The organism is Microbacterium testaceum, assembly GCF_001476655.1.
GTDB lineage: Bacteria > Actinomycetota > Actinomycetes > Actinomycetales > Microbacteriaceae > Microbacterium > Microbacterium testaceum_C.
This window is the reverse complement of the sequence record NZ_LDRT01000115.1, coordinates 1-14,988: the sequence shown is the minus strand read 5'-3', so window position 1 is coordinate 14,988 and position 14,988 is coordinate 1. Positions and strand designations below refer to the sequence as shown.

At 70.8% G+C, this 14,988-nt stretch carries 14 protein-coding genes; 6 read left to right on the top strand and 8 right to left on the bottom strand.

What is annotated here, in order from left to right:
- Positions 1-14 precede the first annotated feature (14 nt).
- Both NS220_RS14585 and NS220_RS14580 read right to left on the bottom strand, forming a co-directional pair.
- Entirely contained in the window at positions 15-713 is a 699-nt protein-coding gene (locus NS220_RS14585) for a helix-turn-helix domain-containing protein (RefSeq protein ID WP_058624754.1), read from the bottom strand.
- On the bottom strand, positions 706-2,205 hold the full coding sequence (locus tag NS220_RS14580) for an APC family permease (RefSeq protein WP_058624753.1): 1,500 nt from the start codon (positions 2,203-2,205) through the stop codon (positions 706-708). The genes NS220_RS14585 and NS220_RS14580 overlap by 8 nt, the downstream gene beginning before the upstream one ends.
- 262 nt (positions 2,206-2,467) lie before the next feature.
- Between NS220_RS14580 and NS220_RS14575 the strand changes: the two genes are divergently transcribed.
- The 3 genes from NS220_RS14575 (at position 2,468) to NS220_RS14565 (ending at position 6,612) form a co-directional block, all read left to right on the top strand.
- Complete coding sequence (locus NS220_RS14575) at positions 2,468-3,943, top strand: APC family permease (RefSeq protein ID WP_058624752.1); 1,476 nt, start codon at positions 2,468-2,470, stop codon at positions 3,941-3,943.
- A gap of 76 nt (positions 3,944-4,019) precedes the next feature.
- On the top strand, positions 4,020-6,113 hold the full coding sequence (locus tag NS220_RS14570; RefSeq protein WP_058624751.1) for a primary-amine oxidase: 2,094 nt from the start codon (positions 4,020-4,022) through the stop codon (positions 6,111-6,113).
- Positions 6,114-6,117: 4 nt separating this feature from the next.
- A complete protein-coding gene (locus tag NS220_RS14565; protein ID WP_153004309.1) occupies positions 6,118-6,612 on the top strand; it encodes a hypothetical protein in 495 nt (164 codons plus the stop codon).
- On the opposite strand, the gene NS220_RS14560 is transcribed toward NS220_RS14565, so the two are convergent.
- The 6 genes from NS220_RS14560 to NS220_RS14535 are packed head-to-tail and all read right to left on the bottom strand — an operon-like array spanning position 6,590 to position 12,304.
- Positions 6,590-7,081 (bottom strand): hypothetical protein, encoded by a 492-nt coding sequence (locus NS220_RS14560; protein WP_153004308.1) that lies wholly within the window; start codon positions 7,079-7,081, stop codon positions 6,590-6,592. The two genes, NS220_RS14565 and NS220_RS14560, sit on opposite strands and share 23 nt — an antisense overlap.
- 42 nt (positions 7,082-7,123) lie before the next feature.
- Positions 7,124-8,203: an ABC transporter ATP-binding protein gene (locus NS220_RS14555; RefSeq protein ID WP_058624748.1), complete on the bottom strand. Its 1,080-nt coding sequence runs from the start codon at positions 8,201-8,203 to the stop codon at positions 7,124-7,126.
- A complete protein-coding gene (locus NS220_RS14550) occupies positions 8,200-9,012 on the bottom strand; it encodes an ABC transporter permease (RefSeq protein WP_058624761.1) in 813 nt (270 codons plus the stop codon). The genes NS220_RS14555 and NS220_RS14550 overlap by 4 nt, the downstream gene beginning before the upstream one ends.
- On the bottom strand, positions 9,009-9,923 hold the full coding sequence (locus NS220_RS14545; protein WP_058624747.1) for an ABC transporter permease: 915 nt from the start codon (positions 9,921-9,923) through the stop codon (positions 9,009-9,011). The genes NS220_RS14550 and NS220_RS14545 overlap by 4 nt, the downstream gene beginning before the upstream one ends.
- Before the next feature lie 7 nt (positions 9,924-9,930).
- A complete protein-coding gene (locus NS220_RS14540) occupies positions 9,931-11,127 on the bottom strand; it encodes an ABC transporter substrate-binding protein (protein ID WP_058624746.1) in 1,197 nt (398 codons plus the stop codon).
- 46 nt (positions 11,128-11,173) lie between these two features.
- On the bottom strand, positions 11,174-12,304 hold the full coding sequence (locus NS220_RS14535; protein ID WP_275934685.1) for a TIGR03364 family FAD-dependent oxidoreductase: 1,131 nt from the start codon (positions 12,302-12,304) through the stop codon (positions 11,174-11,176).
- A gap of 171 nt (positions 12,305-12,475) precedes the next feature.
- Here NS220_RS14535 and NS220_RS14530 point away from each other — a divergent pair, with 171 nt between their 5' ends.
- The 3 genes from NS220_RS14530 to NS220_RS14520 are packed head-to-tail and all read left to right on the top strand — an operon-like array spanning position 12,476 to position 14,744.
- On the top strand, positions 12,476-13,234 hold the full coding sequence (locus NS220_RS14530) for a GntR family transcriptional regulator (protein WP_058624744.1): 759 nt from the start codon (positions 12,476-12,478) through the stop codon (positions 13,232-13,234).
- The gene (locus NS220_RS14525) at positions 13,231-13,923 is read left to right on the top strand and encodes a phosphonatase-like hydrolase (protein ID WP_058624743.1); all 693 of its coding nucleotides are present in this window, start codon (positions 13,231-13,233) and stop codon (positions 13,921-13,923) included. Before NS220_RS14530 ends, NS220_RS14525 begins: the two co-directional genes overlap by 4 nt.
- Entirely contained in the window at positions 13,920-14,744 is an 825-nt protein-coding gene (locus NS220_RS14520; protein ID WP_058624742.1) for an alkaline phosphatase family protein, read from the top strand. The genes NS220_RS14525 and NS220_RS14520 overlap by 4 nt, the downstream gene beginning before the upstream one ends.
- Positions 14,745-14,988: the final 244 nt, after the last annotated feature.

Here is a 14,988-nt window from a genome sequence, read left to right as displayed (position 1 = left end):
TTACCCGATGCGCGTCACACCATCAGCGGGGCCAGGGCGTCGGCCGCCGGGCGCAGCGCCGAGAGCACGTCGCCGGGGTCGTCGACACGGTGGCGGGGACCCGAGAAGGCCACGGCTCCCGCGGCGAGCCCGCTCGCATCGCGGATCGGGACCGCCAGGCATCCGGAGGCCGCGACCAGCTCTCCGCTCTGGCGTGTCGCGCCCCAGCGCGCGAGGTCGTCGCGCGCGCGCTCGAGCTCGGGGGTACCCGCGGCGCCCTGGGAGAGCAGCATGAGCCGGCCGAGCGCGTAGCGCGCCGGTTCGCGGGCGAGACGCGCCTCGTCCGACAGCGGGAAGTCGGGGTCGGCATCCAGCACCGCGATTCTCCCGTCGACGAACAGCGCCACGTGCACTCCCCCGCGCACGGCCGAGCGCGTCTCGGCGAGCACCGCCCGCGCGGCCGACGACAGGCGCGCGGGCGGTGCCACGACGGCGGCGAGCTGGGCCACCTTGGCCCCGAGAGCGAAGCCGGCGAGATCGGGGGTCCGGACGAGGTACTCGTCCTCGACGAGGAGGTTCACCAGACGGTACGTGGTCGCGCGGGGCAGGCCGAGTTCCGCGGAGAGCCGCTGCGCGCTCACTCCGGCGCCGAGCTGGGCGACGGCCTCGAGCACGGCCAGCGCCGAGTGCACGGCGCCCGGCGCTCTCGCGGCGAGCGCCGGCTGCTCACGCATCGCCGGGATGCCGCGGCGACACCACTCCCCCGAGCACCTGCGCCGCGACGGGCTCGTCGTAGACCCCGAGGGCCCGGGGGCCGTGACGCCGACGGAGAACGGCGATGACGACCCCGGAGACGACGGTGAGCACCGCGACGCTTGCGACGACCGCCCCACCGGAGGCCACGTCGTCGACGAAGAACGACACGAGCGCCGCGGCGAGCGCGAGCGCCGAGACCCCCGCGACCACCGCCGCCCCGATCGTCGACTCGCCGATGCGGCGGAGGAACACGGGCGCGGCGACGCAGACGAGGATGTAGGCGACGATGTAGCCCGCCGCTCCCACCCCGATCGTGACGTGCATCGCGTCGCGGGTATCGATCCCGGTGGCCGCCACCCCGACCGGCACGGCGGTGATGAGCGGCAACGCCCAGGCCACCGCCGCCGCGGGGGTGCCGAAACGCGGATGCGTCCGCCCCACCGCGGCGGGAAGAACGCCGTCGCGGCTCAGCGCGAACAGCACGCGGACGAGCGCGGTGGTCGTGCCGATCGCGCAGGCGAGGAAGGACGCCGCGATGCCGAGATCGGCGACGACGCCCCACCCGCCGAGGCCGTACGCCTCGGCGAGCTCATTGACCGGCGAGGCGCTGAGGGCGAGATCGGCGCCCAGCGCGTCGAAACCCGCGACCTGCGTCACCGCGGCGAGCACGTAGAGGAGCCCCGACAACACCACGGTGCCCGTGATCGCGCGGGGGACGTTGCGCAGCGGCGACACCGATTCGACGCTGAGGGTGGCCGCGGATTCGAACCCGACGAACGCCGTCAGCGCGATCACCGCCGCCGCCGCGAACGCGGTCGGATCGAGGTCGGCCCCGCCGATTCCCGCGACCGACGTCAGGTCGATCGGGCCGATCCGCACGAGGAGAGCGATGAGGAGCACCACGATCAGGGCCACCGACAGGGTCTCGACGACGAGCGCCGCTCGCGCGGAGATCCGGATGCCGCGGACGAGCACGAACGCGACGAGAAGCCCCTGCCCCACGACGAACAGCGCGGTCACGAGCGGGCGGTCGATCGACGGCCAGAGGCCCGCCACCAGGTAGGTGGAGTAGTACGCGCCACCCAGCAGCGCGAACATCGCCACCGCACCGTAGCCGGTGAGGATAGCCGCTCCCGCCGCGAGACCGGCCCGCGTGCCGAGACCGCGAGCGGTGTAGGTGTACAAGGCCCCGGTGGCGGCGAAGCGCCGCGCGAACTGCGAGATCGTCCGGGCCACACCGAGGCTGAGGATCGCGGCGGCCACGATCGCGGCGACCGTCGCCCCCGGGGCGAAGCCCGCCACCAGCAGGACGACCGTCGTCGCCGCCGCGGCCGGGGCGACCGCCGCGACCGACTGAGCCGCGAGATCGACGATGCCGATGCGGCGTCGCTCAAGTCCGTGCAGAGGGGAACGATCGCCGAAACCGGCGACGGGAGCGGGGCGCGCGATGGCGCGAGCGAGTGCAGTCACGTGGTCTCCGTCGGGTGGTGTCGACCGTACGCGCCGGGCGTTGCACCCGGGCGACCCGCATGTTTCGGGCTCGTGACCCCGAGTGAGACACGCCCCGGGCAGCCGTCTCACTCGGGGAGGTCACACCTTCACGACGACAACACGACCCGGCAACGGCGTCGGGGGAATCTCGACTCACGAACCGCGCTCCCCACCCGAACCCGTCTCGCTCGAACCCCGTCTCACCCGACACCCGTCTCACCCGAATTCCGGAGGAACCGATATGACCCAGCTCGAGTCGAAGGGGGTGGCGACGTCCCCGAAGCGGACGTTGCAGGGCTCCCTCGGTGTCACGGCGATCATCTTCATGGTGGTCGCCGCCGCGTCACCGCTCACCGTCGTGGGTGGTGCCGGACCCCTCGGCATCCTGATCGGCAACGGGGTGGGGTACCCCGCGCTCTATGCCGTCAGCGCCGTCATCCTGCTTCTGTTCGCCGTGGGCCTCGCGGCCATGACCCGGCACGTCCCCCGCCCCGGTGCCTTCTTCACCTACATCGGTTACGGGCTCGGACGCCCCTCCGGACTCGCCGCCGCGTGGACCGCGATCCTGACGTACACGACCATTCAGGTCGCGGTGTACGGCTACGTCGGGTACCTGCTCGAGATCACGGTCGTGTCGGTGGGCGGCCCCGACCTCCCGTGGTGGCTGTACGCCCTCGCGACCGTCGCGCTCGTCGGGGTGCTGGGCTACCGACACATCGACCTCTCCAGCAAGGTGCTCGGCATCCTGCTCATCGCGGAGGTCGCGATCGTTCTGGTCCTGGTCGGCGCGGTCGTGCTCGACGGCGGTCCCGAGGGACTGAGCCTCGCGCCCTTCGAGCCGGCCAACATCGCCAGCGGCTCACCCGGGGTGGGGCTGATGTTCGCCATCGCCGCCTTCATCGGCTTCGAGGCGACCGCGATCTTCCGCGACGAGGCTCGTGACCCCGACCGCACGATCCCGCGCGCCACCTACGGAGCCGTCATCGGCATCGGCGTCTTCTACACGCTGTCGACGTGGGGACTCGTCATGGCCTGGGGACCGAACGGCGTCCTGGCCGCCGCCGCCGAGAACCCCGCGACCCTCATGCTGCGCACCGTGGCGATCTACCTCGGCACGGTCGGCGAGATCATCGTGAACGTCCTGCTGCTCACGTCGATGTTCGCGTGCGTGCTGTCGTTCCACAACGTCCTGACGCGCTACCAGCACGCCATGTCGAGTGCCGGGGTGCTTCCCGAGTCGGTGTCCGGCGTGCACGCGCGTCACCTCTCGCCGCATGTGTCCTCTCTCGTGCAGACGGCGACCGCGGGCATCCTTCTCGCGGCCTTCGCCCTGCTCGGGCTCGACCCGCTCCTGCAGGTGTTCACCTGGCTCTCGGGCGTCGCCACCGTGGCGATCGTCGTGCTGATGGCCGTGACGTCGATCGCCGTGATCGTCTACTTCACGCGTCATCGACAGGATCGACGCCCGTGGAACACGATGATCGCGCCGACCCTGGGCTTCGTGGGACTCGCGATCTCGGCCGTCGTGATCGTCGCCTACTTCCCCGTCATGGTCGGCGACGTCGACGCCGAAGGCGCGCCCGCCTTCGGAGCCGTCACGTGGTCCCTGCTCGCGCTCGTGATCGTCGTCCCGATGTTCGGGTACGTCCAGGCCGTCTGGATCCGCCGCCGCCGCCCCGCCGCCTACGCCAAACTCACCGACGCCATCGCGGGATGACCGGATGCCGCGGCCCGAGGTCGCGGCATCCGTCCCTCCTGCTCCCACCCGACCCGTTCCACCCGAGAGAGACACCATGACCCTCACCGATCCGACGTCCACCGCCTTCACCGCCCCCACGGCTCCGGCTCATCCGCTGGCCTCCCTCTCCCCCGCCGAGATCACCGCGGTCCACGCGATCGTGTCGGGCCTCGACGGCCTCGACGAGGCGACCCGCTTCGCTTACGTCGGCCTCGAAGAGGCGCCCAAGGCCGAGGTCCTCGCGTGGGAGCGCGGCGAGACCCCGTTCCCCGAGCGCCGCGCGCGCGTCCAGCTGCTGAACCTGCGCACCGCTCACTCGCTCGATGTCGTCGTCTCCCTCGCCAGCGGCGAGGTGCTGCGCCAGACCGAGCTCGACGGCTCCGACGGGCAGCTGCCCATCCTCGACGCCGAGTTCGAAGAGGTCGGTGTCATCGCGAACGAGAGCGCCGAGTGGGTCGCCGCCCTGGCGGCGCGCGGCCTCACCACCGCCGACGTCGTGCTCGTGCCGCTGTCGGCCGGCCACTACGGCTACGAGAACGAGGTGGGGCGCCGGGTGCTGCGCACTTTCGCCTTCCGCCAGGACCACCCCGCCGACCACCCCTGGGCGCACCCCGTCGACGGCCTCACCGCCTACATCGACGTCGCCGACCGGCGCATCATCGACATCGTCGACACCCCGGGCTTCACCGTGCCCGAGACGCACGGCAACTTCGACGACCCCGAGCTGCAGGGGCCGCCGCTGGAGGGCCTGAAGCCGATCGTCATCACGCAGCCCGAGGGCTCGAGCTTCACCGTCGACGACGAGCACGTCACGTGGGGCGAGTGGGACCTGCGCATCGGCTTCGACACCCGCGAGGGTCTGATCCTGCGTCAGCTCTCGTTCGCCGGGCGACCGGTGATGTACCGCGGCTCGATCAGCGAGATGGTCGTGCCCTACGCCGACCCCGCACCCAACCGCTTCTGGCAGAACTACTTCGACACGGGCGAGTACCTCTTCGGCCGGTACACGAACGAACTCGAGCTCGGCTGCGACTGCGTCGGCGACATCACCTACGTCGACGCCGTGCTGTCGGATGAGAACGGGATGCCGCGCACCATCCGCAACGCGGTGTGCATGCACGAGGAGGACTTCGGCACCCTCTGGAAGCACACCGACCTCTTCACCGGGTCGAGCGAGGTCCGTCGCTCCCGGCGCCTGGTCATCTCGTTCTTCACGACGGTGGGCAACTACGACTACGGCTTCTACTGGTACCTCTACCTCGACGGCACCATCGAATGCGAGGCGAAGCTCACCGGCATCCTGTTCACCTCCGCCTACCCCGGTGAGGGCTACCCGTTCGCGTCCGAGGTGGCTCCGGGGCTCGGGGCGCCGTATCACCAGCACCTGTTCTCGGCGCGACTGGACATGACGGTCGACGGAGTGGCCAACGTCGTCAACGAGATCGACGCGGTGCGCGTGCCGATCTCCGCCGACAACCCCGCCGGCAACGCCTTCACCAAGAAGGTGACACCGATCACCTCCGAGAAGGTGTCGGGTCGTCTCGCAGACGGAGCGGTCAGCCGCGTCTGGCAGATCGCCTCGACCGAGAAGACCACCGAACGCGGTCAGGCGACCTCGTACATGCTCTTCCCCACCGAGACGCCGGTCCTGCTGGCCGATGACGACTCGTCCATCGCAGCACGCGCGGCGTTCGCCACCAAGAATCTGTTCGTCACGAAGTACGACCCCGACGAGCGCTACGCCGCGGGCGACTTCGTCAACCAGCACCCGGGCGGGGCCGGCATCCCCGCGTTCATCGCCGGCGACGAGCCCCTCGTCGGCGAAGACCTCGTGCTCTGGCACACGTTCGGCCTCACGCACTTCCCGCGCAATGAGGACTGGCCCGTCATGCCCATGGACTACGCGAAGTTCACGCTCAAGCCCTACAACTTCTTCGAACGCAACCCCGTGCTGAACGTCCCCGCGCCGGCGAACACGCACTGCACCCCCGCGGCCGGGCACGGGCACGGGCACGGGCAGCACGCGGACGCCCCGGCATCCGGCGCGCACGGTCATGAGCACGGCGCGCACGGTCACGAGCACGGCGCGCACGGTCACGAGCACGGCGCGCACGGTCACGACGGACACGGCGACGCGCACCACGGTTGAACCGATGAGCGAGATCCTCCACGCCTGGGCGGTCGCCCCCGCCGCGGTCGGCGCCTGCTGTCTGGCGGCCGACCGCGCGCGGGTGCGGCCGCCCGAGGTCATGGCATCCGTGCTGATGCTCCTCGCCATGCTGGACGCCGCGGTGTTCGGCGTGGTCGCTCCGGTGGGATGGACGGCGCTGTTGGTCGCTGCGGCGCTGGGGCTCGCGGTCTGGCGCCGTCCGCGCCAGCGGCGAGCCCCGCGCGTTCCCGCGCTGATGACCGTGCACACGACCCTCGGCATGGTGGTGATGGCCGCCTTCCAGCTCGGGATGGGCGGGCACGGCGCCTCCACCGGCCACGCTCACGGTGTCGGGCTGGCCCCGTTCCTGCTCGCGATCGCGGTCGGGTACGCGGGCCTGTCCGTCGCGGCGATCGGGCGGATGCCGGCGCGGCTCGACCGGGCCCAGATCGGCGCGATGGCGGCATCCGTCGTTCTCATGGCTGCGGCGACGGTGTGACCCCGGCCGCCGGATCCGGGCGGACCGAAGGCGTCGTCTGAGGCCCACGAGGCAGGAGGAGCAGCGCCGCGGGCAAGACAACCGCGAGAATGATGCCCGCGCCGATCCCGAGGGATGCGGCATCCCCACCCATGACAGCCTGGATCACCTCACCGACCAGACCGCCGAAGGTGACGAACCCGGCCAGGATGACGACCCCGAGTCCGCGGGCACCGCGCATCACGAAGAACGCTTCCGCGATCAGAACCACACCCACCACGAGCGAGTAGACGATCGCCGTCGTGACCCCACGGAACACCAGGCGCTGATGAGTGTCGGCGTCCAGCCCCCCGGTCGCCAGAGCCACGATGAGCCATACGCCGAGAGCCGCGGCCGCGACCCCGTAGAGGAAGGAGAGCACCGCGGCGACCCGGACGGCGGGGGTGATGCGCAACGGCACGGGGCGGCGCCGTCGGGCGAGAGACGACATAGCCGGACGGTAGAGCGGGCGGCTAAGGATTCGCTGGGACCCTCAGCGCGGGCGCACCGCCACCGGGTGACCCGCGAACCGGAACCGCACCGCGTCATCGGGCTCACGCCGGTCGGAGGCGTCGTGCTGGACCGCGAGGAGCGTGCCATCGGACGCGCGCACGACGGTGCGCCGCAACGACCCGAGGAAGCTCGACGCCACCACGGTGGCATCCACTCCCCCGGCGCCATCGGTGAAGACGATGTCCTCCGGACGGACGAACGCCTGCACCGAGCCCTCGACGGGCGCGCCGAGGACGGGCAGCACGTGACCGCACACCTCGACCCCACCGCCGTGCGCGACACCGTCCAGCACATTGCTGAGACCGACGAAATCGGCGACGAACGGAGAGACCGGCCTGCGGTACAGATCCTCCGGCGTGCCGATCTGCTCGATGACCCCCTCGTTCATCACCGCGACGCGGTCGGCGACGGCGAGCGCCTCTTCCTGGTCGTGCGTGACGAAGACGGTCGTGATGCCGAGATCGCGCTGGATACGGCGGATCTGCTCGCGCAGCTTCACGCGCACCTTCGCGTCGAGGGCCGAGAGCGGCTCGTCGAGCAGCAGCACCCGCGGCCGGGTGACGAGAGCACGGGCGAGCGCGACGCGCTGCTGCTGGCCGCCGGAGAGCTCGTGCGCGTACCGACCGCCGCGGTCGCCGAGTCCGACCATGTCGAGCGCTTCCTGCACGCGCGCAGTCCGGCGGGCCGCGTCGACCTTGCGCATCCGGAGGCCGAACTCGACGTTCTGCGCCGCGGTCAGGTGCGGGAAGAGCGAGTACGACTGGAACACCATGCCCATGTCGCGCTTTTCGACGGGGACGCGGGAGACGTCGACCCCGTCGATCGACACGGCTCCGTCGTCGATGCGGTCGAGTCCCGACAGGGCCCGCAGGAGCGTCGTCTTGCCGCACCCCGAAGGGCCGAGCAGGGCGACGAACTCGCCCGGGAGCACATCGAGGCTCACCCCGCGCAGGGCCGCATGCGCTCCGAACGACTTGTGGATGCCGCGGAGCGACACGGCCGTGCCCTTCACGGTCAGCGGGCCGGTGATCGGTGGGGCGGGAGCGAGAGGCACGTTCATGAGGTTCTCCGGGAGGGGCGGAAGGAGCCGAGGCGGCCGATGACGAGAAGGAGCACGAAGACGAAGGCCAGCGCCGCGAGCGAGAAGATCGCCGCGACGTAAGGGTCGCTCTGCTGCAGCAGGAAGAGCGCCGTCTGAAAGGTGGAGCGGCTGAGGAACGACGCGATCGTGAACTCGCCGAGGACGACCGCCACGGTCAGCAGACAGGCCGACAGGATGCCGCGGCGCAGGTTCGGCAGGATGACACGCAGCACGGTGGGGACGACTCCGGCACCGAGCGACCGCGCGGCCTCGCCGAGCACGACGACGTCGAGGGCGGCGATGTTGGCCTGGATCGGGCGGTAGGCGTAGGGCAGCACGATGACGCCGATCGCGAACGACAGTGTCCACGCGGCACTGCCGAAGGCTCCCGAGACCACCTTGTACACCGGCACGAAGCCCACGACGAGGACGACCGTGGGGACCGTGAGCGGGAGGAGACAGACGAACTCCACGACACGGCGCATCGCGGGATAGCGCATCTCGACGAGCACCACCGTGGGCACGAGCACGAGCAGCACGATCGCGACGGTCACGGCGCAGATACCGAGGGAGTTCGTGAGACCGCGGAACAGACCGTCGTAGGTGTACTCCTGCCCGGGGTCGACGAGCGCCGCGTAGTGCGCGAGGGTCAGGGCGTTCGGGCTGCCGGACACGCGGAACGTGAACAGCAGCAACGCGAGGAGCGGGAGAGCGAAAGCGATGCCCGTGATCGCGAGCACGATCGTCGCGCCCGTGCGGCCGAGGGCCGCGCCCACCGGCCGGCTCATCGCCGCCACCGCCGAGCCCGACGATCGAGCACCGCGTAGAGGGTCATGACGGCGGCCATGACCACGACCATTCCGAGAGCCAGCACGCCCGCGGTGTTGGCGACCCCGGGAATCGTCTCGCTCGTCAGCTGCTGCTTGATCGCGAGGGGCACGATGCCGCCCTGGTCGATGAGGGCCGCGGCGGTGGCGAACGACGAGAACGCGCTCGCGAAGACGAGGATGGCCGACCCCCCGAACGCCGGGGCGAGTAGGGGAACGGCGATGCGAGTCCAGTACACGCGGCGCGGGGCGCCGAGGGTCGCGGCCGCCTCCGCCCACTGCGTCTGCAGAGCCGCGAGGGCGGGCAGGAAGGTGAGCACCATGAGCGGCACCGAGAAGTAGACGTAGGGGAAGATCAGCCCGCCCACCTGGTACAGCAGCGGACCGTTCGGGGTCAGGGAGTTCAGGTCCACACCGAGGGTCTGCTTCAGCCACACGGTGAGCACGCCCTGCGCACCCATGAGCGCGATGAAGGCGAACGCCAGCATGATGCCGCCGAACTGCGCGAGCGCGCTGCACGCGGAATCGACCACCGAACGCACCCAGCCGTCGGGGTTCATGCCCATCAACGCGAGGCAGATCACGGCGCCCAGGACCGCGGAGATCACGGCGACGGCGGCCGACAGCCAGAACGAGTTCACGAAGGTGGCGACGATGAAGGGCGAGGCGAACGCGGAGAAGTTCGCGAGGGTGAAGGCGCCATCCGCGGTGAAGAAGCCGCTCGCGACGGCGTAGACGGTGGGCACGGCGAGGAAGAGGAGCACGTACACGGCGAAGGGCGAGAAGCCCAGCCAGCCCAGACTCCGGCGCCGGGGGGTCCCGGCGCCGGAGGGGGCTGCCGCCGTCGCGATCCGAGCGGATGCGGCGGTCATCGCTCGATCAGCCGATCGCTGCCGACCACTGCGCGGCCAGCACCTGCGCGGCGGCCGCGGCCTGATCCTTCGTGAGCTGGACGAAGTTCTTCGGCGGCTCGCCGACCGCCTTCAGCACCGACTGGTCGACGGTGCCGTTCGCCATCATCGCCTGCAGCGTCGAGGGGTAGGCGCCCGACGCGAGGTAGAGGTTCTGCACCTCGGGGCTGTAGAGGTACTCCTCCCACAGGCGCGCGGCCGCGGGGTGCGGAGCGTCGACGTTGATGGCCTGGTTGTAGTAGCTGCCGAGCGCGACACCGGGGAGCACGACCGTCTTCCAGTTCGGGTTGCCCGACGAGCCGCCGTCCGGCCCCCAGGCGAGGTTGTTGTAGCTCCACTGGATGACGACGGGGGTCTCGCCCGAGGCGACCGTGGCCTGGGTCGGCAGGACCGAGAGCATGTTGCCGGACTTCTTCAGCTTCGAGAAGAAGTCGACGCCGGGGGTGATGTCGTCGGCGGTACCCCCGCTCTGCAGAGCCGCCCAGTACACGGCGCTGGCGGCTTCGTTGGCCTGCGTGGGATCGCCCTTGATGGCGACCTTGCCCTGGTACTCGGGCTTCAGCAGGTCGGAGACCGAGGTGGGCGGGGTGGTGATGACCGAGGAGTCGTAGCCGATCGACATCAGGCCGGTGTAGTCGTAGTACCAGGAGCCGTTCGGGTCCTTGAAGTCGTCGGGGATGTCACCCCAGTTCGACACCTTGTACGGCGTGACCAGGTCGAGGTTCTGGCTCAGCACGGCGGTGCCGATGTCGAAGACGTCGGGAGCGGTGTCCTGCCCCTTCTGCGACTGGGCGGCCGCGACCTCGTCGGCGCTGGAACCGTTGGGGTTCTGCGAGTCGATCTGGATCTCGGGGTACTTCGCCTGGAAGCCGGCGATGATCTTGCCGTAGTTGGCCCAGGACGGCGGAAGGGTGATGACGTTCAGCTTGCCCTCGGCATTGGCCGCGGCGACCAGCGCGTCCATTCCGCCGAAGTCGGCGGCGCTGGTGGCCTTCTGCTTCTGCTCGAGGGTCATCGATCCGGCGGCGGCGTCGGAGCCCGACCCGCCGGAGCACGCCGACAGCGCGGTGGCGACGACCGCGACGGCGGCGGTGGCGACGACCGCGCGCGCGAGGCGCCGCCCGGGGCGACCGGCACGGTTCAGCGCGGGGAGGAAGCGAGACATGGAGGAGTCCTTTCGGGTGGTACTCGGAGAAGGGAGGAGGAGAGGGTCAGAGGATGCCGTGGCGTTCCAGCGCGTCGCGGGCGAACCCGAGCGCGGTGGTCATGCCGATGCCGCTGGTCACACTCGCGACGAGGACGGCATCGTTCGGCCGGGCGAAGAGGTACGGACCGTGCACGCTCGCGGCGTAGACACCGCGCCAGCGCCGACGCACGCGCAGCTCGTCGACGTCGAAGAGGCGACGGAAACGCGTGATCAGCATGTCGTCGACGTCTTCGTCCTCGAACGGGTCGAGGGTGCGCTCGTAGTGGTGCGTGTCACCGATCACCACGCGCCCGTTCGGACGCTGTGTGCACATGAGGTTGATGACCTGGGAGACGACGTCCGGATCGTCGGAGGCCAGCTCGGCGCGGACGGCGGCGGCGGCCCGCGTCTCGGAGAAGCCCCCGTAACGCAGGAGCGAGCTGCCCGTGAAGACGGCCGGATCGATCACGGCTCCGCGCGGCGCGTCGATCTCGATCATGCGCAGACGGCAGCGACGCACCTCGGCACCCGCAGCGATCTCGGGGAACAGGCGGTCCACGTCGTGGCCGACGCACACCGCGACGCGTTCGGCGGGGAACCAGGAGTCCGCGGTGCGTACGCCCCCGTCCTCGATCGCGACGACGTTCTCGCCGAATCGCACTTGCACACCGAGGGTGCGGAGATACGCGACCAACGCCGGGATGACCGTGGGCGCATCGACCCGCAGGTCGCGCGGCAGCAGCGCTCCCCCGACCGTCCCCGGCGCGGACCAGCCGCCCCGCGCACCCACCGACGCGGCGGTGAGCAGCTCGGCCTCATCGGGACGCGCGGCGGCGAACTCGTCGAGCACCGCCATCTCGGCATCCGTCCGCGCGATCACGAGCGTGCCGGTCTCGCGCACCCCGAGGCCGGCCTCGGCGGCGAGCCGCAGCCACCCCTCGCGCGCCACCTCCGCGAACGCGAGAGCGACGCCGGCTTGCGCGGTGGTGCAGATGTGTCCGAAGTTGCGGACGCTGGCGCCGACGGGGCGATCATCGCGGTCGAGCACCACGACCGAGAGGCCGGCGCGCACCGCGTGCCACGCGTGGGCGAGGCCCACGATGCCGGCACCGACGACGACGAGGTCCGCACGGGGGGACGAGGACGGGGAGTTCACGCCGACGAGTCTCACCCTCCGCGCGGCCCGAAAGCAGGCGATCGCCTCACTTGTCATGCGATGTTCACCCACCGAAGAGAGCGCTTAAGAGAAGTACGCCCCGGGTGAACGGCATCCGAACATCACCTATGCGAGTGGCCACGCAGCAACTTGTATTGACAAGCTGGGTGCATGCTCCTGCACGAAACCATCCGCTCGTCGCTGCGCGACCGGATCCGCAGCGGGGCGCTCGCCGTCGGCACCCCGCTGCCCTCCACCGCGGAGCTCTGCGTGGAGTTCGGCGCGTCGCGCGGGCCTGTCCGTCAGGCTCTCTCGGCCCTCGCCGCGGAAGGACTCATCGCGACCGGCCAGGGCCGGGTCCCCACGGTCGCGCGGGCACCCCTCGCCCAGGCGATCGACGACTTCTTCTCGTTCTCGGCGTGGGTCACCTCGATCGGGCGCACGCCGGGTCAGCGCACGCTCGAGATCGCGGTGCGCCGCCCCTCCGAGGTCGTGGCCGCCGCCCTCGGTCTCGACGACGGCGAGCGGGCCGTCGAACTGGTGCGGGTGCGCTCGATCGACGACGAGCCGGTCATGATCGAGCGCACCGCGTTCGTCGAGCCGGTGGGACGACTCCTCTTCGACCTCGACCCCGACGGCGGCTCGATCTTCGCGGGGCTCCTCGCGCGCGGGGTCGCCCTCGACCAGGGAGAGCACACGATCGACGCGATCGCCGCCGACGACCAGGATGCCGAGGAACTCGGCGTCGAACCCGGATCGCCCCTGCTCCGCGTCCGGCGGGTGACGCGCTCCGACGACGGAGAGATCCTCGAGGTGTCGGACGACCGCTACCGGCCGGACCGAGCCGCCCTCATCATCCACAACTCCCGAACGCGCGGCCCCTCCGGTCCGCACGCCTCACGCCGAATGACTCCGGAAGGTTCCCGATGACCGTCTCTCTGCTCTCGCTCGACATGGCCGGAACCACGATCGACGAGGGCGGGCTCGTGTACGAGCTCCTCGCGCGCTGCGTGGCCGACGAACTGGGCTCCCCCGTCCCGACGGACGTGCTCGCCCCCTGGACCGGCACCGACAAGACCGAGGCCATCCGCGGGCTGCTGACCGCCCTCGGGGGCGACCCCGCCCGAACGGACGCGGTCTACGCCGTCTTCGCCGCCCAGCTCGACGAGGCCTATGCAGCCGCGCACCCCGCCCTGTTCCCCGGGGTGCGCGAGGCCATCGCCGCGGTGCGGGCAGTCGGGGTGAAGGTCGCGCTGCAGACCGGTTACACCCGCTCCGTCGCCGAGAGGCTCCTCACCAAGGTCGGGTGGGAGGTCGGCGTCGACATCGACGCCCTGGCGACCTCGGAGCTCGTCAGCGCCTCGCGCCCCGCGCCCTACCTCGTGTTCCGCACCATGGAGCTCACCGGCATCCGGTCGGTCGACGAGGTGCTGGTCGCCGGAGACACCCCCAACGACCTGGCGGCGGGTATCGCCGCCGGGGCACGTTTCGTGGTGGGCGTGCGAACGGGAGCCGGCACGCCGGCCGATCTCGGGCGCGCGCGGCACACGCACCTGCTCGACAGCGTCGCCGACATCCCCGCGCTCCTGACCGCCGCCGGCGAGCTGCCGGTGCGATGAACGCCCCGCGCAAGCTCCTTCTCGTGGGCATCGACGGGCTCCGCGTCGACGACGCCCTCCGCGCACCCGCCGTCGCTCCGCGCCTGGCCGCTTTCGCCGCCGCCGGTGTCCTCCTGCCGATGACCATGGAGGTGCCGACCATCTCGGGCCCGGGATGGTCGTCGATCCTCACCGGCACGCGGATCGCCGAGCACGGAGTGGTCGACAACCTCTTCGAGGGCCATCGCCTTCGGGAGTACCGCGACCTGCTGGCGCGCGCTGTCGCGCAGCGGCCGGACTGCACGACTCTCGCAGCCGCCGACTGGCTGCCCCTGGTCGACCCCGACGGCCCCGGTCCGATCATCGCTGCGAGCCCCGAGCGCGAGCGCGCGGGGAACCACGTGCTGATCGCCCGCGACGGCGAGACGACGGCGTACGGCCCCCTGGATGCCGAGATCGCGGCGGCCGTGCGCGCGCACCTCTCCGCAACCGGTCCGGACGTCTCCTTCGTCTATCTCGGCGAGGTCGACGAGGCCGGACACCGGCACGGTGGGATCGCCCCTGAATACACGGCCGCCATCGTCCGGGTGGACTCCCTCTTGGGCGGCATCCTCGATGTCGTCGCCGAGCGCGCCACGACGCACGACGAGGACTGGCTCGTCGCCGTCACGACCGACCACGGGCACGTCGACGCGGGTGGCCACGGCGGCGACTCCGCGCTCGAGCGCCGCTCGTTCCTCGCGCTCGGCCGGTTCGGCGGCCACGAGCCCCTGCCCGGCGGCCCGATCGCGCCGCACGAGGTGTGCGACCTGCTGCTCGCCGACCGGGGGCTCGTCCCTTAGGTCGCGCCCCCGTCCCGTCGCGTCCCGTCCCGCCGCGCCCCCGGTCGGCGAGCAGCCGACGATCTTCAGCTTGTATATCTCGGTGGTCGGCGCGTCGGTAAGAAATGAATTCAGCTCGACACTAGCAGACTACACTTGATCGAAATGTCATAGATAAATAAAAAAAAAAAAAAAAAACAACACACACACCCACACAACAAACCACACCATAACAAAAAAAAAACAAAAACAAAAAAAACAAAAA